Genomic DNA, 26,010 nt, shown 5'->3' on the forward strand with positions numbered 1-26,010 from the left:
CTTCTGCGCGACGCCGCCATTCGCCGAAGGGCGCATCGACCTCTACATAGCGCATGGCAGTGTGCACGTTGCGCCAGCCTACGTACTCCATCAAGGCTTTCGGGCTCCATTGATTACGCGTGGCCCAGGTAGTAAAGCCGCGACGCAAGCTTGACGCTACTCAATTACCTGTTCGAGGATAAGCTGCAATCCATACGCCCGCTCCTCTCAACAGTACATAACCTCCAAGACTATATATCAGTCTTGCGGTTTTCAGGATCCGTTACTTGCTTAGGGGTCCAAGGGACGCATCGCAGACATGGGAGAGGCGCGACTTTTTCTTGATAAACTAATGAGTCATTTTTGCAAAGACCCACCTTCCTCACAGCAAAGCCTTCTGAAGTCACTTTTTTCATTTTTAAGCTCACTGCTTATTTGACGCTGGAAGACTAGCATCCCATGGGCAATCTGCAATCGACGGAATGCACATCGACTACCGCCGCACAGGTACGAACCAGGGCAAATTCCAGAGAATCAATCGGCCGCGAAAATGGATAAAAACCCCGAACCCCGAATCTCTACTTCTCAGAGAGTGGGAATGGTCGTCGTGCGCGTTGCCTCAGCACTAGCAGTCACACCGTTTATTGCGGACGACCTTCAGAAGGAATTGCTATCCCGAGACGGGAAACGTCGTATTCGCCAGACGCTATCAGACCGCTGCAGTCTCTTATTTTAGAATGTAAACCATGGGTAGCTAAAACAGCTCATCGTTTACACTTTAGAATAATGAAGCCTTGAAATTCAGCTAAAAAAACGGGGGTTGGATCGGCAACCCCCCACACAATCAGCACCTTGAGTCGTTCACCGACGTGCTGGGGGCTCGATTACACTGTTGACAAGTCGGCAGAATATAAAAACGGATCTGGTGGCCATCAGTGCTCAGCTCTCAACGGGTCAATCGTGCAAAAGCGGCGATGTTAACACGCTCGCGGGGGTCTTTCAGATAGACCGTGTTACGCCGGAATCAAGCCTGCTTGTACCCGCGCACTTCATCCACGCCACGGTTGGCCAGTTGGTCGGCCCGTTCGTTGCCATGATGGCCGATGTGCCCGCGCACCCATTTCCAGGTGACGTTGTGGCGGTTGACCTGCTCGTCGAGCAGTTTCCACAGGTCGGCGTTTTTCACTGGTTCCTTCGCGGCGGTTTTCCAGCCGCGTTTCTTCCAGTTGGCCATCCACTCGTTGATGCCTTTCATCACGTACTGGGAGTCGGTCACCAGCAGCACGTCGCAAGAACGCTTGAGCTCTTCCAGGCCACGGATCGCCCCCATCAGCTCCATGCGGTTGTTGGTGGTGTTGGCTTCGCCGCCCCAGAGTTCTTTTTCGACTCCCTTGCACACCAGCAACGCGCCCCAGCCGCCTGGGCCAGGGTTGCCCTTGCAGGCGCCATCGGTGAAGAGTTCTACGCTATCGCTCATGCCAATCTATCCAGAAAATGCGCTGGCTCGCCGATCGGTGACCGACGATGCCCGAGGCCGGGGCATACCCGGCCGGGAATATAAAAAAGTGTATTACGGTTCGATGTGACGACGATTGACCTTGGCCATCGGCAACGGAATCAGCTTGCCCATCGGCTCGCGCCGTACCTGGCGCACCGGCCGCAGCCCCACCACGATCTTGCGCGCGACTAATAAATAGAAGCCGCCACCCGACAATTGCCAGTCACCGGCCTTGCGCTCCCAACCGGCCAGACGAGCTTGCCAGGCAGGTGACGCAAGCGGCGGACGATAGCACCCGAAGCGGCGTTTCTCCAGCGCGAAGCCCAGCAGGTTCAGCCAGTCGCTGACCCGCGACGGCGAAATGCAGCGCGCCTTGCGCAAGGCGTCATGGGCGAACACATGACGCAGGCCCCAACTGCTCCAGGGGTTGATCCCGATAATCAGCAGATGCCCGCCGGGGCGCACACTGCTCGCCGCTTCGCGCAACAAGCCGTGTGGCGACAGGCAGAAATCCAGCCCATGCTGCAACACCACCACATCGGCGGCATGCTCGCTCAAGGGCCAGGCCTGCTCTTCGCAGACGATCTCGACCCCCGGCAACGGCGCGCCGAGTCGCACATTGCGCTGCACCTGCGGCGCCGCCGGTGGCGTCTGTGCCGAGGGGCCGTAATGCACCAGATAGCCGCCGAAGAAGCGCCCCAACTCGTCTTCGAGCATGCGTCGTTCTTCGTCCAGCAAAAATTGCCCGATGGGACCGGACAGCCAGTCACGGGCCGCGCTGATCAATGCCAGCCAGTCAGGATCAGCCTGAGCGAACGCTTTATCGGTCATTGCATTCTCCAACGCGCCAGGAAGCTCTAAGATGCGCCAATGTTTTCCGCTTGGCGAATCCGACGATGATACAGATCAGTGCCCTGCCCGCCTTCACCGACAACTACATCTGGTTGTTACAAGACCACAGCACCCAGCGCTGCGCCGTAGTCGATCCGGGCGATGCCGCGCCCGTAGAGGCGTGGCTCACGGCGCACCCGGGTTGGGTGCTAAGCGATATTCTGATCACTCATCACCATCATGACCATGTCGGCGGCGTCGAGCGGCTGAAAAAAGCGACAGACGCAACCGTCCATGGCCCGGCCAGCGAGACCATCCCGGCACGGGACGTGGCCCTCAAGGACAGCGACCGGATCAACGTGCTGGGCTGGGACTTCGATGTCATCACAGTACCGGGCCATACCCTGGGGCATATCGCCTATTACCACCGCGGTCATCTGTTTTGCGGCGACACCCTGTTCGCTGCCGGTTGCGGACGCTTGTTCGAAGGCACGCCCGAGCAAATGCATCACTCGCTGAGCCGCCTCGCGGCGCTTCCCGAAGACACGCTGGTCTACTGCACCCACGAGTACACCCTGAGCAATCTGAAGTTTGCCGTGGCGGTCGAACCGGGCAATCCCGACACCCTCGAACGACTGGCCAAAGTCACCCGTCAACGGGAAGCCGGAATCATGACGCTGCCTTCGACCCTGGCGCTGGAAAAGCTCACCAATCCGTTTTTGCGTACCGGCGAAACATCCGTTAAAGAAAAAGTGGACGAACGGAATGGAACCGAAAACCGGGCGCCGAGTGCGGTCTTTGCTGCATTGCGGGCTTGGAAAGATACGTTCTAAGCTGCCTGCGCAATGGTACAAAAATTCTGAATGGTTGACCGCAGGGGGTGTGCTTTCTAGAATCGCCCGACATTTTCGCCCGGAACTTACTTCCAGCCAATGTCGTCACCTATTCGTAAAGCCACCAATTCAGACGCATTGACCCGCTTGGCTCAAGCCATCGCGGTGGCTGTGTCCGCCACTTTGGCGGGCTGTTCAAGCCATGTGCCGCAGACCGAAGCGACACACACACCGAATATCGCCGCGCGAGCCAAGCAAAAACCGATCTGGCTCAGCGAAAAACCAACACCGCAAGTTCCCCAGGACGTTTGGGAGCGCATGCGCCAGGGCTTCCAGTTGCAGGACAACCTGGGCGTCAACCCGCGCATCGAGCAGCAGCGCCTGTGGTTCGCCAGTAACCCGTCCTTCCTCGAAAACGCCGGCGAACGCGGCAGCCTCTACATTCACTACATCGTCGAACGCCTTGAAGAGCGCAACATGCCGCTGGAACTGGCGCTGTTGCCAGTGATTGAAAGCGCCTACAACCCGATGGCCTATTCCCGGGCCGACGCGGTGGGCCTTTGGCAATTCATTCCTTCCACCGGGCGTTACTTCAACCTGCGTCAAACCCGTTTCTATGATGGCCGTCGCGATATCACTGCCTCGACCACCGCGGCCATGGATTACCTGACCCGCCTGCACGACATGTTCAACGGTGACTGGCTATTGGCCCTGGCGGCCTACAACGCCGGCGAAGGCACGGTCAGCCGGGCCATCGAGCGCAACGAGAAACTCGGTCTTCCAACCGACTATTGGAACCTGCCGCTGCCAGCGGAAACCCAAGCCTATGTGCCGAAGCTGCTGGCTCTGTCGCAAGTGGTGTTGGCGCCCGATGCCTATGGCGTGAACCTCAAGTCGATCGCCAACGAACCGTACTTCCAGGTCGTCGAAATCAACCAGCGCATGGACCTGTCCAAGGTTGCCGCGGTGGCCAACATCGACGAAGACGAACTGTTCCAGCTCAACCCGGCCTTCAAGCAACGCACCACCATTGACGGCCCCCAGCATCTGCTGGTGCCGACGTCCAAGGCGCAACTGCTGACTGCCAGCCTGTCGACCATGCGTCCTGAAGAGCTGATCAGCCAGCGGCCGCTCAAGCCGGTGTTCGAAGGTGCCGACGACAACGAAATCGCCAGCATCAAGCGCGCCTACCGGGTCAAGCGCGGAGAAAATCTGGCCTCCATTGCCAGGGCCAACAAGGTCGACGTCAAGGACCTGCAACGCTGGAACAAGCTGAACGGCAAGAACATCAAGGTCGGCCAGACCCTTGTGATGCAGGACACCACCAAGCGCAGCGGCGGTCGCATCAACACTGTCGTGGCGGCGAACAGCAAAACCAGCGGCAAGTCAGACAAACAGAAGCCGCAGACCCAGTACAAGGTCCAGCAAGGTGACTCGTTGTACATGGTTGCCAAACGTTTCAATGTCGAAATGCAACACCTCAAGCGCTGGAACCCTCGGGTAGGCCAGGCGCTGAAACCGGGTCAGATGCTGACGGTTTCTTCCCCGCATTAATCAGCACGCCCTGCCTAGGGGCTTTTGTGGCGAGGGGGCTTGCCCCCGCTCGGCTGCGAAGCAGTCGTAAACCCAAGTACGCGGCGTGTCAGAAGTTACCGGATTTCAGGTTTTGGGGCTGCTTCGCAACCCAGCGGGAGCAAGCTCCCTCGCCACAGGTTCTGCGATCCGCAGGGCTATCGAGGCAGCGGTTAACAATGCATTAAGCCCCCGTCTTTTTCCTGTCGATACAAGCTGTTACTGTACGGCCCACAAAGCCCAAGCCGCCTGGATCGGATCTCTGACTTGAAGCGTCCCCTCCTCCTGCTCCTGATCAGCCTGGCCTTGAGCTCCCCCGCAAGCGCGACGATCAGCGAAAGCCACGGTTATGCGCAGTTCGGCACGCTCAAGTACCCGGCCAGATTTACCCACTTCGACTGGGTCAACCCGCAAGCGCCCAAGGGGGGTACGTTGCGGGTGATGGCGTTTGGCACCTTCGATACGCTCAACCCTTACACCTTCAAAGGTTCGAGCCCGGTTTCCACGGCCAACTTCCTGCAATACGGCATCAACGAACTCAACGAACCGCTGATGGTCGGCACCGGCCAGTACGCGCCGTCGGGCGATGAGCCGACGTCCAGTTATGGCCTGATCGCCCAATCGGTGGAATACAGCGAAGACCGCAGCTGGGTGGTGTTCAACCTGCGCCCCGAAGCGCGCTTCCACGATGGCACGCCGATCACCGCTTACGATGTCGCGTTTTCTTACCGTCTGCTGCTCAAGGAAGGTCATCCGCAATACCGCACCAACCTGCAGGAAGTGTCGCGGGTCGACATCCTCAACCCGCAGCGCATTCGCTTCGTCTTCAAGCGCTCCGGTAATCCGTTGCTGATCCTGCGCCTGGGCGAGTTGCCGGTGTTGCCCCAGCATTACTGGAAAGATCGCGACTTCAAGGCCACCACCTTCGAGCCGCCATTGGGCAGTGGGCCGTATCGCATCACTTCGGTAACCCCCGGGCGGCAGATCGTCTTCGAACGGGTCAAGGATTACTGGGGCAAGGACCTGCCGGTCAATCGCGGCAAATACAACGTCGATCGCATGGAAGTCGAGTTCTACCGTGACAGCGACGTGGCCTTCGAAGCGTTCAAGGCCGGCGAGTTCGACATCTACATCGAGCATCAGGCGAAAAACTGGGACAACGGCTACGACTTCCCGGCCGTGCGCCGTGGCGAGGTGATCAAGGCGCAGATCCCGCACCAGATCCCGACCCAGAGCCAGGGCCTGTTCATGAACACTCGGCGGTCGACCTTCGCCCAGATCAAGGTCCGTGAAGCGCTGGGACTGATGTTCGATTTCGAGTGGACCAACCGCACGCTGTTCAGCGGCGCCTACACACGCGCCATGAGTTACTACCCCAACAGCGAGTTCTCTGCCACGGGACTGCCGGTCGGCCACGAGTGGCTGTTGCTCAAGCCCTATCGCGATCAGTTGCCCGCCAAGCTGCTCACCGAGCCGTTCAGCCTGCCGCAGACCGAAGGCCGCGGCATTCCGCGCGAAACCATGCGCAAGGCCTTGGGCCTGCTCGCCGAAGCCGGCTGGAAGCTCAATGGCCAGCGGCTGCAGAACAGCATCGGCCAACCGCTACGCTTCGAGATCCTGCTGGTCAACCCGAACCTGGAGCGGATCCTTCAGCCTTACGTCGAGAACCTCGCCAGCATCGGTATCGACGCACGGCTGCGCACGGTCGATCGCGCCCAGTACAAACAGCGCCTCGATCAATTCGATTTCGACATGATCCTGATGACCCTCAACCAGACCCTCAGCCCGGGTCTGGAACAATGGCAGTACTTCCACTCCAGCCAGGTCGGGATCAAGGGCAGCAAGAACTACGCAGGCATCGCCGACCCGGTGGTCGACCATTTGCTCGAACAACTGCTCGGCGCCCAGACCCGGGATGAACAAGTCGCCGCCGGCAAGGCGCTCGACCGGGTGCTGCTATGGCAGCACTACATCATTCCCAACTGGTACCTCAATTATCACCGCTTGGCCTACCGCAACCGGTTCGCCTTCGTCACCACGCCGCCCTACACCCTGGGCCTGAGCGCTTGGTGGCTGAAATCTTCGGAGAAAGATCAATGACTCCCTTACGCGCCCTGCTCTTGCAGGCCAGCGGTCTGTTGTTCGCCGGGCTGGCCTGCGCCGCCCCGCAACATGCCTTGACCCTGTACAACGAGCCGCCGAAATACCCGGCCGACTTCAAACACTTCGATTACGTAAACCCCAACGCGCCGAAGGGCGGGATCTTCCGTCAGGCCGGGTTCGGTGGCTTCGACAGCCTCAATCCGTTCATCAGCAAAGGCGTGCCGGCCGACGACATCAGCATGATCTACGACACCCTGGCCAAACAGGGTCTGGATGAACCCTTCACTGAATACGGCCTGATCGCCGGCAAAATCGAGAAAGCCCCGGACAACAGCTGGGTGCGCTTCTACCTGCGTCCCGAAGCTCGTTTTCACGACGGCCACCCGGTGCGCGCCGAAGACGTGGTGTTCAGCTTCCAGACCCTGATCAAGGACGGCGCCCCGCTCTACCGCGGCTATTACAGCGACGTGGAAGAAGCGATCGCCGAAGACCCGCTCACCGTGCTGTTCAAGTTCAAGCACACCAACAACCGCGAACTGCCGCTGATCCTCGGCCAATTGCCGGTATTGCCCAAGCATTGGTGGGCCACCCGCGATTTCAACAAGGGCAACCTGGAACTGCCGCTGGGCAGCGGCCCGTACAAAGTCAGCGAAGTGAAGGCCGGGCGTTCGGTGCGCTATGAACGGGTCAAGGATTACTGGGGCAAGGACCTGCCGGTCAATCGCGGGTTCTACAACTTCGATGTGATGACCACTGACTATTACCGCGACAACACCGTCGCGCTGGAAGCGCTCAAGGCCGGTCAGTTCGACTACTGGCTGGAAATGTCCGCGAAAAACTGGGCCAAGGCCTACAACCTTCCGGCGGTGACCGAAGGGCGGCTGATCAAGGAAGAAATTCCCAACGGCAACCCCACCGGCATGCAAGGCTTCGTGTTCAACCTGCGTCGTCCGGTGTTCCAGGATGTGCGCGTGCGCCAGGCGCTGACCCTGTTGCTGGACTTCGAGTGGACCAACAAGCAACTGTTCAACGGCGCCTACGTGCGTACCCGCAGTTACTTCGAAAACTCGGAAATGGCCGCCACTGGCCTGCCGGACGCCGATCAACTGGCGATTCTCGACCCGTTCCGCGGCAAGATTCCCGAGCAAGTGTTCAGCGAGGCGTTCCAGAACCCGCTGACCGACGCCAGCGGCATGATCCGCACCCAGCAGCGCAAAGCCTATCAACTGCTGCAAGAGGCCGGCTGGCGGATCGTCGACGACAAGATGGTCGACGCCACCGGCAAACCGGTGACCATCGAGTTCCTGCTGGCCCAGACCGAGTTCGAGCGGGTGCTGCTGCCGTTCAAGCGCAACCTCAGCGACCTGGGCATCGATCTGGTGATCCGTCGGGTCGACGTCTCGCAATACATCAACCGCGTACGCTCCCGGGACTTCGACATGATCGTCGGCAGTTTCCCGCAATCCAACTCGCCGGGTAACGAACAGCGCGAGTTCTGGATGACCGCCGCCGCCGACAAACCCGGCAGCCGCAACTCCATGGGCCTTAAAGACCCAGTGGTGGACCAACTGGTCGAGCAACTGATCAACGCCGATTCGCGCAAAAGCCTGGTGGCCCACGCCCGGGCGCTGGACCGGGTGCTGCAATGGGGCTATTACGTGATCCCCAACTGGCACATCAAGACCTGGCGCGTGGCGTACTGGAACCACATCGGCCACCCGAAGGTTTCACCCAAATATGACATCGGCATCAATACCTGGTGGGTCAAACCCGACGCGACACCTGCGATAGAAGTCGAAACAAAACTGCAAGCCGACCCTGCGGGCACGGAGTAATCAGATGCTGGCGTATATTTTTCGGCGACTGCTGCTGATCATCCCGACCCTGTTTGGCATTTTGCTGATCAACTTCGTGATCATCCAGGCCGCCCCCGGTGGGCCGGTGGAACAGATGATCGCCAAACTCGAAGGCTTCGAAGGCGCCACCAGCCGCATTGCCGGCGGCGGAGCCGAAGTGTCGGTGGCAGGTTCCGCCTATCGCGGCGCCCAGGGCCTGGACCCGGCGCTGGTCAAGGAAATCGAGCACATGTACGGCTTCGACAAATCGGCGCCGGAACGCTTGTGGATCATGATCAAGAACTACGCCACCCTGGATTTCGGCGACAGCTTCTTCCGCGACGCCAAGGTCATCGACCTGATCAAGGAAAAGATGCCGGTGTCGATCTCCCTCGGGCTGTGGAGCACGCTGATCATGTACCTGGTGTCGATCCCGCTGGGGATCGCCAAGGCGACGCGACACGGCAGCCACTTCGATGTGTGGACCAGTTCGGCGATCATCGTCGGTTACGCGATCCCGGCGTTCCTGTTCGCCATCCTGCTGATTGTGGTGTTCGCCGGCGGCAGCTATTTCGACTGGTTCCCGCTACGGGGCCTGACCTCGAACAACTTTGATGAGCTCAGCACCGGCGGCAAGATCCTCGATTATTTCTGGCACCTGGCTCTGCCGGTCACCGCACTGGTGATCGGCCACTTCGCGACCATGACGCTGCTGACCAAAAACAGCTTCCTCGACGAAATCAACAAGCAATACGTGGTCACCGCCAAAGCCAAGGGCCTGACCCGTCACCGCGTGCTCTACGGCCATGTGTTTCGCAACGCGATGCTGTTGGTGATCGCTGGTTTCCCTTCAGCGCTCATCGGGATCTTCTTCACCGGCTCATTGCTGGTGGAAGTGATCTTCTCCCTCGACGGCCTCGGCCTGATGAGTTTCGAAGCAGCGATCAACCGCGACTACCCGATCGTCTTCGGCACGCTGTTCATCTTCACGCTGCTGGGGCTGGTGCTCAAGCTGATCGGCGACCTCACGTACACCCTTGTCGATCCGCGCATCGACTTCGAAAGCCGGGAGCATTGAGATGAACCTGTCCCCTCTCAATCGCCGACGTTTCGAGCTGTTCAAGGCCAACAAGCGAGGCTGGTGGTCGTTGTGGCTGTTTCTGATTCTGTTCGGCGCAAGCCTCGGCGCCGAGCTGATCGCCAACGACAAACCGCTGGTGGTGCATTACGACAACGCCTGGTACTTCCCGGCGCTCAAGCGCTATCCGGAAACCGCGTTCGGCGGCGAATTCCCGCTGGAAGCCAACTACAAGAGCCCGTACATCCGCGAACTGCTCAAGGCCAAGGACGCCTGGGTGGTGTGGGCGCCGATCCCCTACAGCTACCAGAGCATCAACTACGACCTGAAAGTCCCGGCCCCCGCGCCGCCGTCCGCCGACAACCTGCTGGGCACCGATGACCAGGGCCGCGACGTGTTGGCCCGGGTGATTTACGGTTTCCGGATTTCGGTGCTGTTCGCTTTGACGCTGACCATTCTCAGCTCGATCATCGGCGTGATCGCCGGCGCCTTGCAGGGCTTTTATGGCGGCTGGGTCGACCTGGCCGGGCAGCGTTTCCTGGAGATCTGGTCCGGGCTGCCGGTGCTGTACCTGTTGATCATCCTCGCCAGTTTCGTACAGCCGAACTTCTGGTGGCTGCTGGGGATCATGTTGCTGTTTTCGTGGATGAGCCTGGTGGATGTGGTGCGCGCGGAGTTCCTGCGCGGGCGGAATCTGGAGTACGTGCGCGCGGCCCGGGCGCTGGGCATGCAGAATGGTGCGATCATGTTCCGCCACATTTTGCCCAACGCCATGGTCTCGACCATGACCTTCATGCCGTTCATCCTGACCGGCGCCATCGGCACGCTGACCGCCCTCGACTTCCTCGGCTTCGGTTTGCCGCCGGGCGCCCCGTCGCTGGGTGAGTTGGTGGCCCAGGGCAAATCCAACCTGCAAGCGCCGTGGCTCGGTATGAGTGCGTTTGCGGTGCTGGCGTTGATGTTGAGTTTGCTGGTATTCATCGGCGAGTCCGCTCGCGATGCCTTCGACCCGAGGAAGTGAAATGAATCAGGACAATCTGATCGAAGTGCGCGACCTGGCCGTCGAATTTGTCGTTGGCGAGCACGTTCAGCGGGTGGTCGAAGGCGTCAGCTTCGACATCAAGCGCGGCGAAACCCTGGCGCTGGTGGGTGAAAGCGGCTCCGGCAAATCGGTGACTGCCCACTCGATCCTGCGGCTGCTGCCCTATCCGCTGGCCCGGCATCCGTCCGGCACCATCACCTATTCCGACCGGAACTTGTTGGAGCTGAAAGAGAAAACCATCCGCCACATCCGCGGCAACCGGATCGCGATGATCTTTCAAGAGCCGATGACCTCGCTCAACCCACTGCACTCGATCGAGAAGCAGATCAACGAGGTATTGGGCATCCACAAGGGCCTGACCGGCAAAGTCGCGACCAGGCGCACGCTGGAGCTGCTGGAGATGGTCGGCATCCCGGAACCCGAGAAGCGTCTCAAGGCCCTGCCCCACGAATTGTCCGGTGGCCAGCGCCAGCGGGTCATGATCGCCATGGCCCTGGCCAACGAGCCGGAACTGCTGATCGCCGACGAACCGACCACCGCTCTGGACGTGACTGTTCAGCTGAAAATCCTCGAATTGCTCAAGGAATTGCAGGCCCGCCTGGGCATGGCGCTGTTACTGATCAGTCACGATTTGAACCTTGTACGAAGAATTGCGCATCGCGTATGTGTCATGCAGCGCGGTTGCATCGTCGAACAGGCATCGTGCGAAGAATTGTTCCGCGCGCCGCAGCATCCGTACACCCGGGAACTGCTGGCAGCAGAGCCCAGCGGCAAGCCTGCGACCAATGTAATTGGCCCGCCCTTGCTGCAGGTCGAGGACCTGAAAGTCTGGTTCCCGATCAAGAAAGGCTTTCTGAAAAAGACCGTCGACCACATCAAGGCGGTGGACGGCATCAATTTCAGCCTGCCCCAGGGACAGACCCTGGGGATTGTGGGAGAAAGCGGTTCCGGCAAGTCGACGCTCGGTTTGGCGATTTTGCGGCTGATCGGCAGCAAAGGTGCAATCCGTTTTGAAGGCAAGCAGCTAGACTGCCTGACGCAGCAACAGGTTCGGCCGCTGCGGCGGGAAATGCAGGTGGTGTTCCAGGACCCTTTCGGCAGCCTGAGCCCACGGATGTGCGTGAGCCAGATCGTCGGCGAAGGCCTGCGGATCCACAAGATGGGCACCGAGGCCGAGCAGGAACAAGCGATTATTGCGGCACTCAAGGAGGTAGGCCTGGACCCGGAAACCCGGCACCGCTACCCCCATGAATTTTCCGGTGGGCAGCGGCAGAGAATCGCCATTGCCCGGGCTTTAGTGCTAAAACCGGCGTTGATTCTGCTGGACGAGCCGACTTCGGCCCTCGACCGCACCGTGCAACGCCAAGTGGTGGAGCTGCTACGTTCACTGCAAACCAAGTACAACCTGACGTATCTGTTTATCAGCCATGACCTGGCTGTCGTCAAAGCGCTGAGCCACCAGCTGATGGTGGTCAAGCATGGCCAAGTGGTCGAACAGGGAGACGCGCAAAGTATCTTTGCCGCCCCCCAACATCCGTATACACAGCAGTTGCTGGAAGCCGCTTTTCTGGCACCAGCCACTGCGCAATAAACCTGAAAGAGAGGAGCAACACATGGGTTTTCTCGCCGGTAAGCGCGTACTGATCGTCGGTGTCGCCAGCAAGCTGTCCATCGCATCCGGCATCGCTGCCGCCATGCATCGCGAGGGCGCTGAGCTTGCCTTCACTTATCAGAACGACAAACTCAAGGGTCGTGTCGAAGAATTCGCACAGGGCTGGGGTTCGAGCCCTGAGCTGTGCTTCCCGTGCGACGTGGCCAGCGATGCCGAAATCGCCAAGGTCTTCGAAGAGTTGAGCAAGAAGTGGGACGGCCTGGACTGCATCGTGCACTCCGTCGGCTTCGCCCCGGGCGACCAACTGGACGGCGACTTCACCGAAGCCACCACCCGTGAAGGTTTCCGCATCGCTCACGACATCAGCGCCTACAGCTTCGTGGCCCTGGCCAAGGCTGGTCGCGAAATGATGAAAGGCCGCAATGGCAGCCTGCTGACCCTGTCGTACCTGGGCGCCGAGCGCACCATGCCGAACTACAACGTAATGGGCATGGCCAAGGCTTCCCTGGAAGCTGGCGTACGTTACCTGGCCGGCTCCCTGGGCCCGGACGGCACCCGCGTCAACTGCGTATCGGCTGGCCCGATCCGCACCCTCGCCGCTTCCGGCATCAAGAACTTCCGCAAAATGCTGGCCGCCAACGAAGCGCAAACCCCGCTGCGTCGTAACGTCACCATCGAAGAAGTCGGCAACGCCGGCGCCTTCCTGTGCTCGGACCTGGCGTCCGGCATCAGCGGCGAAATCATGTATGTAGACGGTGGCTTCAACACCACCGCCATGGGCAACATCGAAGAGTGATCTTCGGTTAGCCGTTAAAAAACCCGCCTCTTCAGGCGGGTTTTTTGTGCCCTCAAATTCAAAAGATCTTCACAACAAACACTGAGCAAACAACTGCTGGATCGGCTGTGTACGCTGGCTATAACGCTGCAACAGCACGATCTCCCGGTAGAACGTCAGCTCTCCCAGCGGGATGATCCTGACCTTCGCCCCATGCTCAAGCCACAGCCCCGCCTCGGGCAATAGCGAAACACCCAGCCCGCATTCCACCATCTTGACAATGGCTTCCAGCTCATCCAGCTCCAGAGCCACCTGTACATCAATCTGCTGCTCGCGCAAAAAACGCGTCACCAATCGCCCACCGAATGAATTGCGGTCGTAGCGTACGTGGGGATGGCTGGCGAGTAACTGCAGCGGGTCATCCCCCTCAAGGTCGGCCGGCACGATCAGCACAAACGGCTCCCGGCGAATGACTTGCACCGATAATTCCTTGGGCAGTTCGAACGGTGGCTTGATCAGAATCGCCAGGTCCACTTCGCCAGTGTCCACCTGGCTCAGCAGGTTCAGGGATACCCCCGGCACCAGTTTCGCCTCCAGCAACGGCGCCTGTTGCCTGAGTCGCAACAGCGCCCGTGGCAACAAACCGGTCTGGACGGTGGCCACCGCGCCGATCTTCAATTCGCCACGAAACTCGCTGATGTCATCACTGACGGCCATGCGACTGAAGATCTCGAGCATTTCCTGAGCCATCGGCAACGCTCGCTGCCCTGCGGCATTGAGGAGTGCCTGACGCCCGGTGCGATCGAACAGACGGATGCCCAACGCCTGCTCCAGATTGCGGATCTGCGCGCTGACCGCCGACTGAGTCAGGCCAATGTGCATGCCTGCCGCTGCGAACGTGCCATGGCGCGTCACGGCAATGAAGGTTTTCAGTTCCCGCAGCATACGGCCCCCCAATTGATCGAAATAATTTGAGCTCGCTGCAAAAACTATCGTCTTTCAATCAAAAAGCACAGGACTAAACTCAGCCTCAACGCTCAACCCATCGAGGCACATCCGATGCAACTGTCCCCTTTTCATTTGGCCATCCCGGTTTACGATCTGGACGCTACCCGGCGTTTCTATGTCGAGGTGTTCGGCCTGGAAGAAGGTCGCTCCAGCGATCACTGGGTCGATTTCAACTTTTTCGGCCATCAACTGGTGATTCATCTGGCCCCGAAAAACGCTTCTCAGGAAGCCGCCCATACCAACGCCGTGGACGGCCACGACGTACCGGTGCCGCATTTCGGTGTGGTATTGCCGATGGAAGAATGGGAGGCGCTGGCCGAACGCCTGAAAGCCCTGGGTACACACTTCGTGATCGAGCCGGGCATCCGGTTTCAGGGATTGGTGGGCGAACAAGCCACGATGTTTCTTTTCGATCCCTGCGGCAATGCTCTGGAGTTCAAGGCGTTCAAAAATATCAATCAGTTGTTCGCCAAATGATCCGCCTGCCCCTTGACGCCACCACCCTCAGTGAAGCGGTGGTCAATGGCGAGACCACCGCTGCCATCGTCGTCGAAACCTTTCTTCAACGCATTCAGGCGCAAGAGCCGGATATCCGGGCTTTTGTCTCGTTCGACGCCCGGCAGGTCCGCGCCGATGCGGCGCAGCACAACGGCCAGGGTCTGCTGGCCGGCGTCCCCGTGGGTATCAAGGACATTTTCGACACTGCGACCCACCCCACGCAGTTCTATTCACCCATCTATACCGACCATCAACCCTCCCGGGACGCCCACGTCGTGACGCTGCTGCGCCAGGCCGGGGCGCTGATCATGGGCAAGACCCATACCACCGAGTTTGCGTACATGCACACCGGTCCAACCCGCAATCCCCACGACCTTACGCGAACGCCGGGCAGCTCCAGCGCTGGCTCGGCGGCCGGGATGGCTGCAGGGTTCTTTGCCCTGGCGCTGGGCACCCAGACCGCTGGCTCGTTGCTCAAGCCGGCATCCTACTGCGGCCTCTTCGCTTTCAAACCGTCGCTGGGCCTGGTGTCGCTGGAAGGGGTAAAACCGTTGGCGCCGAGCTTCGACACCGTGGGTTGGTATGGCCAGTCAGTGCGCGACCTGCACCTGGTAGCGCGCGTGTTGATTCCCGGGTTCGTGGTGCCGGACATCGAGCGGCGTCCGCTGCACTTGGGGTTCTGCCGCACATCACGCTGGGATCAAGTGGACCCCGACGTGGTCCTTGCCCTGGAACAGGCGGTGGATCAGTTGCGCAGCGCCGGCCATCACGTGAGCGATATACGGCTGCCGGATGAGTTTGCCGGTGTATTCGACGATCATCAGTTGATTAACGATTGCGAAGGTGCCCGCTCGCTGGCAAAGGAGTTTCAACAACACCGAACACAATTGAGCCCTTCGACCCTGGCCATGTTCGAGCGGGCGGCAACCACAACCTGGCAACAGGAATCCGCTGCCAAGGCGCGCCTGGCTAATCTGGCCCCACGCTTGAGCGAGCTTTGCCACCCCTTCGACGCCATGCTCGGCGCCTCTTGCGGGATGGTCGCGCCGGTCGGCCTGGAAAGCACCGGACCGTCGGATTTCATCAAGTTCTGGGGGGCGTTTGGCTGGCCGCAACTGAACATACCGCTGAGGCCCGGCCAAGCCATGTTGCCTGTCGGGCTACAGATGATCGGAAGGTTCAGAGAGGATGGTCGGCTGTTACGAACGGCCGAGCACGTTGCAGCGGTTTTGCAAGGCGCCATTCAAGAATGACGAGCTTCGAACTGTCGGGCACGCAACGCCTTATCGACCATAGCCAGCAGATCTTGCGCCGTTTGGGTTAGCTGAGCATCAAACTCGATCTGCCCGACACTGAAGCGAATGTCATAACCACGATGCACCGTGGCATTACGCTCATCGAGTATTTCTTCGAGGCGCGCCCTGATTGCGGCAATCTCCACCGTGTTGGCGCCGGTCAACAAGGCAGCAAACTCATCGCTGCCCAGCCGACCGATCACATCGCTTTCACGAAAAGCGATGCGCAGCACGTCGGCAAAGGTTTTCAGGGCGTTGTCGCCCTCGGCACGCCCATACAACCGGTTGATGCGCTTGAAGTCGTCAAGGTCGAAAAACAACAAGGTCGCAGGTTGGCCCAACTGCCGACAGGCCTCCAGCGCCAATTGGGCCAGAGCCTCGAAGCCATGACGATTGGACAGCAGCGTCAACTCATCCATGCTCGCCATCTGCACGCCCATCAGTTCTTGCTCGGCCTTGCGCGCCAGGTCGCGCAGTACATCGCGGTCCTGCACGGCGCCGTCGAGGACGTTCGGCGTGCCCACGCCGGGTTTGAGCGGTTTTTCTGGGGTTAGCATTACTCACTCCCTTGATGGATATAAACGTTAGAGTCGTTCACACCCGGTTTGACTCCCTATAAACGCGCCGCTGGTCAGCTACCCGCCACCGGACACGGCCCTCCAGCGTCCGCCCAGAGTTTGAACTGGGTGACGAAAATGTCGTGGGGCACCGGCACCGGCGTCCGTCCCTCACCTGGATGCCAGCCCCAGAGCACCAGTTTGTCCTCGCTGACATGTTTGATCAGTGCCGCAAAATCACGATCGCCATTACTGGAACGATCCTTGATCATTGCGCACAACCTGTCGGGCGGCAGGCCGATCCAGGCCATTTTGTGCGCGGCTGGCGGCAGGCTCCAATGCGGCAGGCTCCAATGCGGCGCTCCGGGCGGTGTGTGAGGCCCATAACTGGCGGGCGGATTGCTGTCGGCATGGCAACTGGCACACGGCAGACCGGCCGCCCCTTTGCCATCCATCCCGCGAACCACCCTCATCGCGTGAGGATTGCCGGCGTCGAACTGTAAAGGCGAATCGCCGGGGATATGGCAGTTCTGACAGCGCGGGCTCTGGAACACCTTCTGTACTGTGTCAAACGCCTTCAGCGCCTCTTTATCATCAGCGAACAGGTCCGAGGCATAGCCAGTCAGCCCGATCAGCACCACCGCGCCCAGCAACAGATGTCGTTTCATGTCACACCCCCGACAATTGCAGCGGCAGTTCCCGCAGACGCTGCCCGGTCAGGGCAAACATCGCGTTCGCCACGGCCGGCGCCACGGGCGGTACACCAACCTCGCCGATGCCGCCGGGTTTGTCGGTGCTGGGGACGATATGCACTTCGACCACGGGCATTTCGTTCAGGCGCAACACCTGATAGTCGTGAAAATTGGATTGCTGCACCTGGCCGTTCTTGAACGTCAGTTTGCTGTGCAAGGTAAATCCGAGACCGAAGGTGATGCCTGACTCCATCTGCGCGGCGATGCTCTGCGGGTTGACCGCAATGCCGCAATCCACCGCACATACCACCCGGTGTACGCGAATCGCCAGGTTGTCCTGCGACACCTCCGCCACATGGGCGACGTAGCTGCCGAAAGACTCATGCACCGCCACGCCCAATGCGTGGCCGTCCGGCAATGGGGCTTTCCAGTCGGCTTTCTCCACCGCCAGATTCAGCACCCCCAGATGCCGTGGATGCGCCTTGAGCAAGGTTCGTCGGTATTCCACCGGATCCTTGCCGGCCGCCTCTGCCAGCTCATCGATCAACGACTCCATGACGAATGCCGTATGGGTATGCCCCACCGACCGCAACCACAGCACGCTGATGCCGGTTTGCGGGGAATGCAGGTCGATCAGGTGATTGGCCAGCCCCTCAAAATAAGGACTGTCGGCCACACCTTCGACGGAGGTTTTGTCGACACCGTCCTTGACCATGGTCGCCTCGAACGACGTGCCGGCCATGATCGACTGCCCGACCAGCATATGCTTCCAGGCGATCGGCATACCGTCGGCGTCCAACCCGATGCGTGCCTGATGCAGGAATGCCGAGCGATAGTAACCGCCGCGAATGTCATCCTCTCGGGACCAGACGGTTTTCACCGGTTCGCCCGCCGCTTTGGCGACGTACACCGCCTCGCTGACAAAGTCCGAGGTCGGGTTGGCCCGACGCCCGAAGCCGCCACCGAGGAATTGGGTATGGATCTCGACCTGTTCGGGTTTGAGCCCGGTGATCTTCCCCGCGATCATCTGATCCAGGGTCTGGAACTGCGTGCCGGTCCAGATTTCGCATTTGTCCTTGGTGATTTTCACCGTGCAATTGAGCGGTTCCATCGGTGCGTGGGCCAGGTACGGCACGCTGTATTCGGCCTCGATAGTCTTCGCCGCCCTGCCCAACATGACCGTCGCGTCCCCGGCCTGGCTGACCGAGGTCCCGGGGGTGGCGGCGAGTTTACGGAAGCTTTCCAGCAGTTGCTGGCTGTCGAGCCCGGCGTTCGGCCCCGGTTCCCATACAACCTTCAGCGCATCGCGCCCCAGCTTCGCCGCCCAATAATGATCGGCAATCACCGCGACTCCCGTGGGCACCTGCACCACTTTGTGCACGCCAGGCACCGCCAGCGCCTCGGCGCCTTCGAAGGATTTGACGCTACCACCGAACACTGGCGGCCGAGCGACCACCGCAGTCATGAGCCCGTCGAATTGCACGTCCATGCCGAACTTGGCCTGCCCGGTGATTTTCTCCGGGGTATCGAGGCGCTTGGTGGGTTTGCCGATGACCTTCCAGTCCTTGGCTTCCTTGAACTTGATCGAGGCTGGATCCGGCACCGGCAACTTGCCGGCGTCATCCGCCAGTTCGCCGTAAGTGGCGCGTTTGTCGCCGGCAATGACCACGCCCGATTCGGTATGGATCTGCGAAGGCGCCATGTCGAAGCGCTTGGCCGCCGCGTCGATCAGCATCAAGCGCGCCGCTGCGCCGGCCTGGCGATAGCGATCGAACTCCATCCAGGTCGAGGTCGAACCGCCGGTGATTTGCATCCCGCCAAACGCCGGCAGGCCATACTCGGCGGCCGAGGCTGGCGCGTGTTCGACGCGTATTTTCGACCAATCGGCGTCCAGTTCTTCGGCGATCAACATGGTCAGGCCGGTCCAGATGCCCTGGCCCATTTCCGAATGGCCGAGCAGCACAGTGACGCTGTTGTCGTTGCCGATGCGTAAAAAGGCATTGGGCGCGAACACCTCTCCTTGATTCTCGGCACCGAAGGCGAAGCGATGGCCGCCAGGAATGACAAACGCCACCACCAGACCGCCACCCAACACGGCACTGCCCTTGAGAAAACCGCGACGCGAAACAGGGTTGATGCTGTTCATTGCTCAGACTCCCTTCAACGTGGCTTCAACGTCGCCTCACCTGATCTCGGCGGCGCGTTTGACCGCGGCGCGGATTCTTGGGTAGGTGCCGCAGCGGCAAATGTTGCCGGACAACGCCTGGTCGATGTCGCTGTCGGTAGGCTTGGGGATCTTCGCCAGCAACGCGGCCGCCGACATGATCTGCCCGGACTGGCAATAACCGCACTGAACCACATCGAGTTCGGCCCAGGCCTGTTGCACCGGGTGCGAGCCGTCGCTGGACAGGCCTTCGATGGTGAGAATTTTCTGCCCGTGGGCCACCGCCGTGGCGGGCGTGATGCAAGAGCGCAGCGGCGCGCCGTCGACGTGGACGGTGCAGGCGCCACACTGGGCCATGCCGCAACCGAATTTGGTGCCCGTCAGGTGCGCGACATCGCGCAGAACCCAGAGCAACGGCATGTCCGCGGGGACATCCAGTTCCTGGTCCTTGCCATTGATATTCAGGGTCAGCATGGCTGATTTCCTCAGACTCACGGTGTTCTGAAGGGGCGCCGTTGTGGCAGCGAAATACCTACGCGGCGCCTTGGGTCATCCCTACAGCTAAGCGCAATTTGACCCACAAGCCATGTTCATCGACCACCGGTCGCTCCCGTCCCGTAGCAGCAGCCTCGCACAGCTCGGCAGCTGCTACGGACTTGTCGATCTACGGCGCCACCCGTCTACTGCGGACTGGCTAATCTGATAATCCAGTGTGTTCAACCTGCCGAGGACAACCGCCATGCAACGCTTTCCAAAAATCACGCCCTGCCTGTGGTTTGACGATCAGGCCGAAACGGCGGCGAAATTCTATTGCTCGATCTTCGATCACTCGAAAATCACCGCCATCACCCATTACGGCAAGGCCGGTCAGGAAATCCACGGCCGCCCGGAAGGTTCGGTGATGACGGTCAGCTTCGAGCTTGATGGCCAGACCTTCACCGGTCTCAATGGCGGGCCAGTGTTCACCTTCAACGAAGCGGTGTCGTTCCAGGTCAATTGTCAGAATCAGGAGGAAGTCGACCACTTCTGGGGCAACCTGTCCGCCGGTGGGCCTGTGCAGGCGCAGCAATGTGGTTGGCTCAAGGATAAATTCGGCGTGTCATGGCAGATCGTGCCGATCGCGCTGATGCACATGATGCAAGACCCCGATACGCACAAGTCCCAGCGCGCGATGCAAGCGATGCTGCAAATGAAAAAGCTCGACATCGCCGAACTGGAACGAGCCTTTGCGGGCCAGAGCTAATACACTCAGGCACTGGCCCGCCAAGGACATCGAGATGAAGCACACCGTCGCCAAAGATGCAGACAAAGCCCCGCGTTTCTGGCGCGACGACGCCCTGCCCTTCATCGAAGCCCGCTCCATCGCCGACGGCCGCGAGGTCTGCTACGCCCGGCATTCCCACGAACACTTTTCCATCGGTGCTATCACCGCTGGGCGCAGCACCTACATCCACGAGCAATCGGAGTTTCAGGTCAGCGCCGGTACCGTGGTGTTGATGAACCCCGGCGATGTGCATGCCTGCAATCCGATCGATGACCAGCCTTGGTCGTACCTGATGCTGTACGTCGAGACGCCTTGGCTGACTGACTTGCAGCATCAGCTCGGCTTCAGCCAGGATTCGGCGTTTCGCCGGTTTTCCATCACCCACAATCGCGATCTCGAGCTGTTCGCCGGCCTGAGGAGCGTGTACGAGGTGTTGATCGATCAGCAGCAAGACGTGCTGCGCAAACACAGCGCGGCGGTGGAGTTTTTCACCGAGGTGCAACAGCGGCTCAACCCGGTCGATCAACCGCTGCGCGAACCCAATTTCAAGCTCGAACGGGCCGCCGACTACATCCGCGATAACTGCACGCATCAGCTCAAGCTCGAAGACATTTGCGAAGCGGCGCAACTGTCGCCGTCCTACCTTATCCGCGCCTTCAAACAGCATTACGGCATGACGCCCCATGCATTTCTGGTCAACCGGCGCATCCAGTTCGCCCGGGATCGCCTGCGTAGCGGCAGGCTGATCGCCGATGTCGCATTGGAGGCCGGATTTGCTGATCAGGCGCATTTTCAGCGGGCGTTCAAGCAACATCTGGCGGCGACACCAGGGCAATATCGCGGGTAAGTTAATATGTCGACATGCGCCCCTATCAAAAACAGGTTAGTTAATATAAACCCACGAGCCATGCCGGTAAAATTCATACAAAGTCATATAACTAATATGACAACACTCCAAACTCTTATTTAAGCTCCCTCCCCACGCTACAACCCAATATCAGAAGATGGAGCTTCTTACTTGAACACGCCGAACAACAACGTATTTCATTCCAGCAACCAACGCGAAAAACAATTAGTCATTGAAGCCATCGCCAACTTCCTCAGCGATGAAGACGTCATGGCAACCGTTGGATGGTCGTGGGATCGTGTATCAGTTACCTGTGACCCGAATTCCGACTTCTCCCAACTACATCGTCCAGCTACTAGCTGCCTGGCGAGGCTCAGCCGGCAACCCGACTTCAAAAAAATCGCGGTCGAACAAGGCATCTCCCGAACAAACATCTTTCATGTCAATGAACACGGCCAACTCTTTTATTCCTATGACAACATCAGTACCCGTGAAACCAACGGTGAGCTGATCACTGTCAGCTTCTTCTCCGAGCGTAACGATATCGCCCATCACTTCACTGGCGTTGCCGATATCGATGAACAACTACGCCTCCTTTCAGGCAGTGCCAAGCTGACTGGCGGATGGGTGACGTCCGCCGAAAAAATCACAATAAGCCAGTGGTTGCGTTTTCACGGCTTGCCACTTCCGGCCAGCGTGGAAAGTGCAAAAGAGTTAATTGACTTACTGAATGTCACCCCCCTTCCAGCACCATCGCCCTATGGGAACTACTGGGAGTTGCTGAGCCCTCCCAAAGACTCACCGTTCGAACTCACGGAGAAAAATCGCGCCCTCATTCGCGATGTGATCGAGGAAGAAACCGGAGGCGAACTTCCTTTGGTTTCGCTTTATGGCCATGCGCTGAAACTTGAAAGCTTTTCCGCCGACAAACTGCCCACCAGCCAAGGTTACCGTCTGACACGGCTGATCGATATTGCAGTGTCGAGCGCGAATAATGGGCATGCGTTCATGACGGCATTAGGCTGGTTCGCTGATGAAAACGGCCCCAAGCCCACCGAGCAGTTCATCGAACAGCTGATGATTGCGGTGATGCTGCTTGACCTTGATCCGGAATTGGACAGCGCCAATACCTCGTTTGCAGGTTTTGACCTCTACTCGAAACGTCATTTGCTGCTTTCCCCCTCAGCGGTCCGCACGCAACTTGAACAGCATCTGGTCAGCCAATTCAAGCTCGACGCCATGATTGCCCCGCTCGTCGCGGAATGGGTCCTGAGTGGCATGGCGCCGGAATATCTTGCCGATGAACTGCCGTCCAATCTGCGTATCGGCACACCGGCGTGGGTCGTCTTCACCCAGGCCGTACACTTTGCCGAAGCGATCACCCCCGGTGTTTCCCGGAGCATGGCCTACCAACACCTGCTGGGGTTCGCCCGCGCATCGCAATTGACACCCGAGCTCAAAGCAGTGTTTGCCGCACACTCGGCTGACCCGGTGATCACTTGGGCGCTGATGAACGACCTGATCTCCCGGGATTCAGAGGGCAACCTCAATCAGCAAGCCGTTACGGTGGCGATGGATGAGTACAAGCAACATGCGGACATGATGACGAGCGCCTTGATTGATCTGGGCAAACCGCCGCCCCATCGCAAGGCGCTCGCGCTTAAAGAACTGAAATCCCAGGTGCCGGATTGTGACCCCGAGGAACTGTTGGTCAAACATCGCGGAACGGGCGGCGGCGCAGGAAGGCGGGTATCGGTTGTCGATCTTTACCTGGGCGATGAGCTTCACACCCGGGATTGGGATCGAGCCAAAGGCACCAGCATTTACGAGTCCTTTCCTGATCTGGCTGACATGTACCCCGTTGCGGATCTATTTCAGCAAGCGATCCACAATCATCACAACTCAATGACCGAAGCATTGGCGGCCATTATCAGCGTTACCTTCTCGCAACTAAGCCCGACGGACAGGTCGTTCATCGAGGACGGCCACCTGGGTATCTATAGTGTTCAGGAATACACAACCACCCGATTTACCAATATTCCCAACCCGACGGGCGTAGTCAGACCAGCGACGCCCGTTCCAGGGAAGACGGGCCGTTATGGCGTTCTCATTTGTGCGGTACTTGATTCAGAGCTTCGTTGTTATCAACTGTTTCCAATGAGGACGGAATGCGTATACAGCGAGGAACTTGGCGAAGTGTTTCGCCCTCTCTTCATGGCCAGTGGGTCCGCTGTAGCGACGTTTGTGAACCACAAACACCATTTGGAAGGCCGTCTGGATATACAGGCTTATCGAGCGAACACGGCCCCCCGCAGCTATTCCCGGTCCGCCTTTTTTATCCGCAAGATCGGAGAATTCAACCCATCGTCGGCCAGTGCAGGCCCCCCCTCGCCGAACCGTTACTTTCGTTCCACGCGAAAAGAAGCAATCAGCGACCTTATTGCAAAAGAGAACCCCTATTTCACTGTAGATGAACTGATGCAACTGGGCCTCGATCAGACACGACGGGAAAAAGCGATTGAAAAGACCGACGCCATCTTCACATTCATTCTGAACCTGATCATTCCGTTCAAGGAGTGCGTCGAGGAGCTTTCCTCGGGGGTTCCTGCCCGACAAAACCGCGCTATTCACGGCTGTGTCATGGACGCGGCGGCCCTCGCTGTTTCCTTTGCCATCGTCGGCATTAAAGTTACCGCTATCAGCGCCAAGGCCACGACCCTGGTCTCCAAACTCCTTTCCACGTCCAAAGTTGTTGGCAGTACTGTCATCAGCCTTTTCAACCCCATTGACGGAGTGCCTCAACTGCTCAAGGGTGGCGGACAACTATTGGCTCGGGGCGTGAAGAAACTAGGCGCTCATGCGCTCTCCACCCCGTATCTGGCTCGGCGGCAGTTGCGCTATCTGACGGGCGCGAACAGCTATGATCTGCTCCGGGCCATCAACCATACCGGCGCAGGCCCCCGGATTCGAATGTCGCTGGACACGGTTGCCCATGGTCGAGCGCTGTTCAAGGACGACAGCATTCAAACCGTTGAACAGATTGTGACCCGCCTGGGCAACAAGAACAGTCGACTGCCAGATGGCGCTCTGCCGTCCGAACTGGAGCATCTGTTCAACAATGCGCTTGTTGAATCGGCGCTCGGACTCAAGCAAGCGCAAGATCTGCAGGGATTGATCGGTCGAACGCCTGTTGAAGATCTTTTCAAGGCAGTCCTGGAAAAAGCTCAATACAGCTACACCAACGCCCGCTCCGCATCCGGTGCTCAAGGTTACGCCGATACACTGGCAACCTTTGCCCAGGTCGAAGCGAAAAACGTCACCTACATGAAGAATTACCAACAAAATCTATTAGAGAAAAACCTGGGCAAGGCTCCATTCAATCAAGTCATGCCAGAGTCAGCCTTCAATCCAATGGGTTTTACCGATAACTCGCAAAGGGCCGGTGCCTGGATCGTCAATGGTTCTACCTCCCCTGGCAACGACCTCGACAGCATCGTTGCGGTACTGCGCGAGTACGCCGGCAATCAAAAAGCACTGACTGATCCAACCGTGATCAAACAGCTGCATGCCCGTATCGCGCCAGCCACCTCGGACGTCGTGCGCGTGGGCGTCAATGACAAGAAATACGCTAGCAACATCAGTGGATTCGCCGCGATGGAACAGCATCTGAAAACACTGAACTCCAGTCATGAGCATTTCGACAAACAGTTGCTGGCGACCGTCGTAGGTTTCCACGGTCTAGGCGACGGCAATGGCCGTACGGGTCGTGCCCTGTATGCCATCAGCCAGCTTCGAAACAACCGGTTCACACCGCTGACAAAACAAGAGTTCAGTTTGCTGCACGGACTCGATTAAGGTGAATGACTGAGGGTATGTTGCTTAGGAAAGCAACAAATACACCGCACTCAGCCCTAGCAACAATGCCATGAGCCGGTTGAACCATCGCATGCCTACAGGATTATTCAGATAACCCTGCAGGCATGTCCCGGCATACGCCCAACAGCCGACTGACACATAGCAGATCACCAGATACACCGCCGCAAACTGCCAGACCAGCCGCGCCTCACCGTCCGCGACGAACGCGCCCATGCCCGCTACACAGGCCAGCCAGGCTTTCGGATTGAGCCATTGCATCATCGCGCCATATAACATCGACGGCGCCCGGCGCGATTTATCCGCATCGATGCGGCCATCGTCCGCCGCCAGTTTCCAGGCCATGAACAACAGAAACGCAACACCCGCCAGTTGCACCACTTGCGTCAGCGCCGGCCACAACCGCAATACCTCATGCAACCCCAATCCCATCAATACCAGCAATAAAACGAAACCCAGCGTTGCTCCGGCGACATGTCGCTGACTGGCGCGAAAACCGAACTGCGCCCCCGAACTCAACGCCACAATGTTCACCGGCCCCGGTGTAATGGAAGCGACCAAGGCAAACGCCGCCATGGAAAGAATCAGACTCATTGCATACCTTCTTCAATTCAGTTGAACCAGGGCTCAAGGTAAAGAGCCAGGGGAATGCTG

21 protein-coding genes are annotated in these 26,010 nt (G+C 59.1%); 13 read left to right on the forward strand and 8 right to left on the reverse strand.

Annotated features, from left to right (window positions below; genetic code table 11):
- Window positions 1-1,003: 1,003 nt before the first annotated feature.
- Window positions 1,004-1,456, reverse strand: coding sequence for a ribonuclease HI (rnhA, locus tag LOY28_RS16840; RefSeq protein ID WP_003180633.1), 453 nt, complete (start codon window positions 1,454-1,456; stop codon window positions 1,004-1,006).
- A 93-nt stretch (window positions 1,457-1,549) separates the two neighbouring features.
- Window positions 1,550-2,308, reverse strand: a complete 759-nt coding sequence (locus LOY28_RS16845; RefSeq protein WP_018929621.1) for a methyltransferase domain-containing protein — start codon at window positions 2,306-2,308, stop codon at window positions 1,550-1,552.
- Window positions 2,309-2,373: 65 nt separating this feature from the next.
- Between LOY28_RS16845 and gloB the strand changes: the two genes are divergently transcribed.
- From gloB to fabI, 8 genes are all read left to right on the forward strand, one after another.
- Window positions 2,374-3,141, forward strand: coding sequence for a hydroxyacylglutathione hydrolase (gloB, locus tag LOY28_RS16850; protein WP_258612212.1), 768 nt, complete (start codon window positions 2,374-2,376; stop codon window positions 3,139-3,141).
- Between the two features lie 99 nt (window positions 3,142-3,240).
- Window positions 3,241-4,695, forward strand: a complete 1,455-nt coding sequence (locus tag LOY28_RS16855) for a transglycosylase SLT domain-containing protein (RefSeq protein ID WP_204123763.1) — start codon at window positions 3,241-3,243, stop codon at window positions 4,693-4,695.
- Between the two features lie 285 nt (window positions 4,696-4,980).
- Window positions 4,981-6,813 carry an extracellular solute-binding protein gene (locus LOY28_RS16860; protein ID WP_018929624.1) on the forward strand — a complete coding sequence of 611 codons (1,833 nt, stop codon included), beginning with the start codon at window positions 4,981-4,983 and terminating at the stop codon, window positions 6,811-6,813.
- A complete protein-coding gene (locus LOY28_RS16865) occupies window positions 6,810-8,651 on the forward strand; it encodes an extracellular solute-binding protein (RefSeq protein WP_258612213.1) in 1,842 nt (613 codons plus the stop codon). The genes LOY28_RS16860 and LOY28_RS16865 overlap by 4 nt, the downstream gene beginning before the upstream one ends.
- Window positions 8,652-8,655: 4 nt before the next feature.
- Window positions 8,656-9,729: a microcin C ABC transporter permease YejB gene (locus LOY28_RS16870; protein ID WP_018929626.1), complete on the forward strand. Its 1,074-nt coding sequence runs from the start codon at window positions 8,656-8,658 to the stop codon at window positions 9,727-9,729.
- Window position 9,730: 1 nt separating this feature from the next.
- Window positions 9,731-10,750: an ABC transporter permease gene (locus LOY28_RS16875; protein ID WP_007906755.1), complete on the forward strand. Its 1,020-nt coding sequence runs from the start codon at window positions 9,731-9,733 to the stop codon at window positions 10,748-10,750.
- A 1-nt stretch (window position 10,751) separates the two neighbouring features.
- Window positions 10,752-12,362 carry an ABC transporter ATP-binding protein gene (locus tag LOY28_RS16880; protein ID WP_018929627.1) on the forward strand — a complete coding sequence of 537 codons (1,611 nt, stop codon included), beginning with the start codon at window positions 10,752-10,754 and terminating at the stop codon, window positions 12,360-12,362.
- A gap of 22 nt (window positions 12,363-12,384) precedes the next feature.
- A complete protein-coding gene (fabI, locus tag LOY28_RS16885; RefSeq protein ID WP_007937760.1) occupies window positions 12,385-13,179 on the forward strand; it encodes an enoyl-ACP reductase FabI in 795 nt (264 codons plus the stop codon).
- A gap of 69 nt (window positions 13,180-13,248) precedes the next feature.
- On the opposite strand, the gene LOY28_RS16890 is transcribed toward fabI, so the two are convergent.
- Complete coding sequence (locus LOY28_RS16890) at window positions 13,249-14,103, reverse strand: LysR family transcriptional regulator (protein ID WP_018929628.1); 855 nt, start codon at window positions 14,101-14,103, stop codon at window positions 13,249-13,251.
- Window positions 14,104-14,217: 114 nt separating this feature from the next.
- On the opposite strand from LOY28_RS16890, the gene LOY28_RS16895 reads away from it, so the two are divergent.
- Both LOY28_RS16895 and LOY28_RS16900 read left to right on the forward strand, forming a co-directional pair.
- Window positions 14,218-14,643: a VOC family protein gene (locus LOY28_RS16895; protein ID WP_258612214.1), complete on the forward strand. Its 426-nt coding sequence runs from the start codon at window positions 14,218-14,220 to the stop codon at window positions 14,641-14,643.
- The gene (locus LOY28_RS16900; protein ID WP_258612215.1) at window positions 14,640-15,917 is read left to right on the forward strand and encodes an amidase; all 1,278 of its coding nucleotides are present in this window, start codon (window positions 14,640-14,642) and stop codon (window positions 15,915-15,917) included. Before LOY28_RS16895 ends, LOY28_RS16900 begins: the two co-directional genes overlap by 4 nt.
- Here LOY28_RS16900 and LOY28_RS16905 read toward each other — a convergent pair.
- The 4 genes from LOY28_RS16905 to LOY28_RS16920 form a co-directional block, all read right to left on the reverse strand.
- Window positions 15,908-16,516 carry a GGDEF domain-containing protein gene (locus LOY28_RS16905; protein WP_258612216.1) on the reverse strand — a complete coding sequence of 203 codons (609 nt, stop codon included), beginning with the start codon at window positions 16,514-16,516 and terminating at the stop codon, window positions 15,908-15,910. The genes LOY28_RS16900 and LOY28_RS16905 overlap by 10 nt on opposite strands.
- 74 nt (window positions 16,517-16,590) lie before the next feature.
- On the reverse strand, window positions 16,591-17,184 hold the full coding sequence (locus tag LOY28_RS16910; RefSeq protein ID WP_258612217.1) for a hypothetical protein: 594 nt from the start codon (window positions 17,182-17,184) through the stop codon (window positions 16,591-16,593).
- Between the two features lies 1 nt (window position 17,185).
- Window positions 17,186-19,354: a xanthine dehydrogenase family protein molybdopterin-binding subunit gene (locus LOY28_RS16915; protein WP_258612218.1), complete on the reverse strand. Its 2,169-nt coding sequence runs from the start codon at window positions 19,352-19,354 to the stop codon at window positions 17,186-17,188.
- Between the two features lie 36 nt (window positions 19,355-19,390).
- The gene (locus LOY28_RS16920) at window positions 19,391-19,846 is read right to left on the reverse strand and encodes a (2Fe-2S)-binding protein (protein ID WP_018929634.1); all 456 of its coding nucleotides are present in this window, start codon (window positions 19,844-19,846) and stop codon (window positions 19,391-19,393) included.
- 265 nt (window positions 19,847-20,111) lie between these two features.
- On the opposite strand from LOY28_RS16920, the gene LOY28_RS16925 reads away from it, so the two are divergent.
- From LOY28_RS16925 to LOY28_RS16935, 3 genes are all read left to right on the forward strand, one after another.
- Window positions 20,112-20,615, forward strand: coding sequence for a VOC family protein (locus tag LOY28_RS16925; protein WP_018929635.1), 504 nt, complete (start codon window positions 20,112-20,114; stop codon window positions 20,613-20,615).
- Between the two features lie 34 nt (window positions 20,616-20,649).
- Complete coding sequence (locus LOY28_RS16930; protein WP_018929636.1) at window positions 20,650-21,483, forward strand: AraC family transcriptional regulator; 834 nt, start codon at window positions 20,650-20,652, stop codon at window positions 21,481-21,483.
- A 171-nt stretch (window positions 21,484-21,654) separates the two neighbouring features.
- Window positions 21,655-25,338, forward strand: coding sequence for a hypothetical protein (locus LOY28_RS16935; RefSeq protein ID WP_258612219.1), 3,684 nt, complete (start codon window positions 21,655-21,657; stop codon window positions 25,336-25,338).
- A gap of 24 nt (window positions 25,339-25,362) precedes the next feature.
- On the opposite strand, the gene LOY28_RS16940 is transcribed toward LOY28_RS16935, so the two are convergent.
- A complete protein-coding gene (locus LOY28_RS16940) occupies window positions 25,363-25,950 on the reverse strand; it encodes a LysE family translocator (RefSeq protein ID WP_018929638.1) in 588 nt (195 codons plus the stop codon).
- Between the last annotated feature and the right edge of the window lie 60 nt (window positions 25,951-26,010).

The sequence above is a fragment of the Pseudomonas sp. B21-017 genome (assembly GCF_024749245.1).
GTDB lineage: Bacteria > Pseudomonadota > Gammaproteobacteria > Pseudomonadales > Pseudomonadaceae > Aquipseudomonas.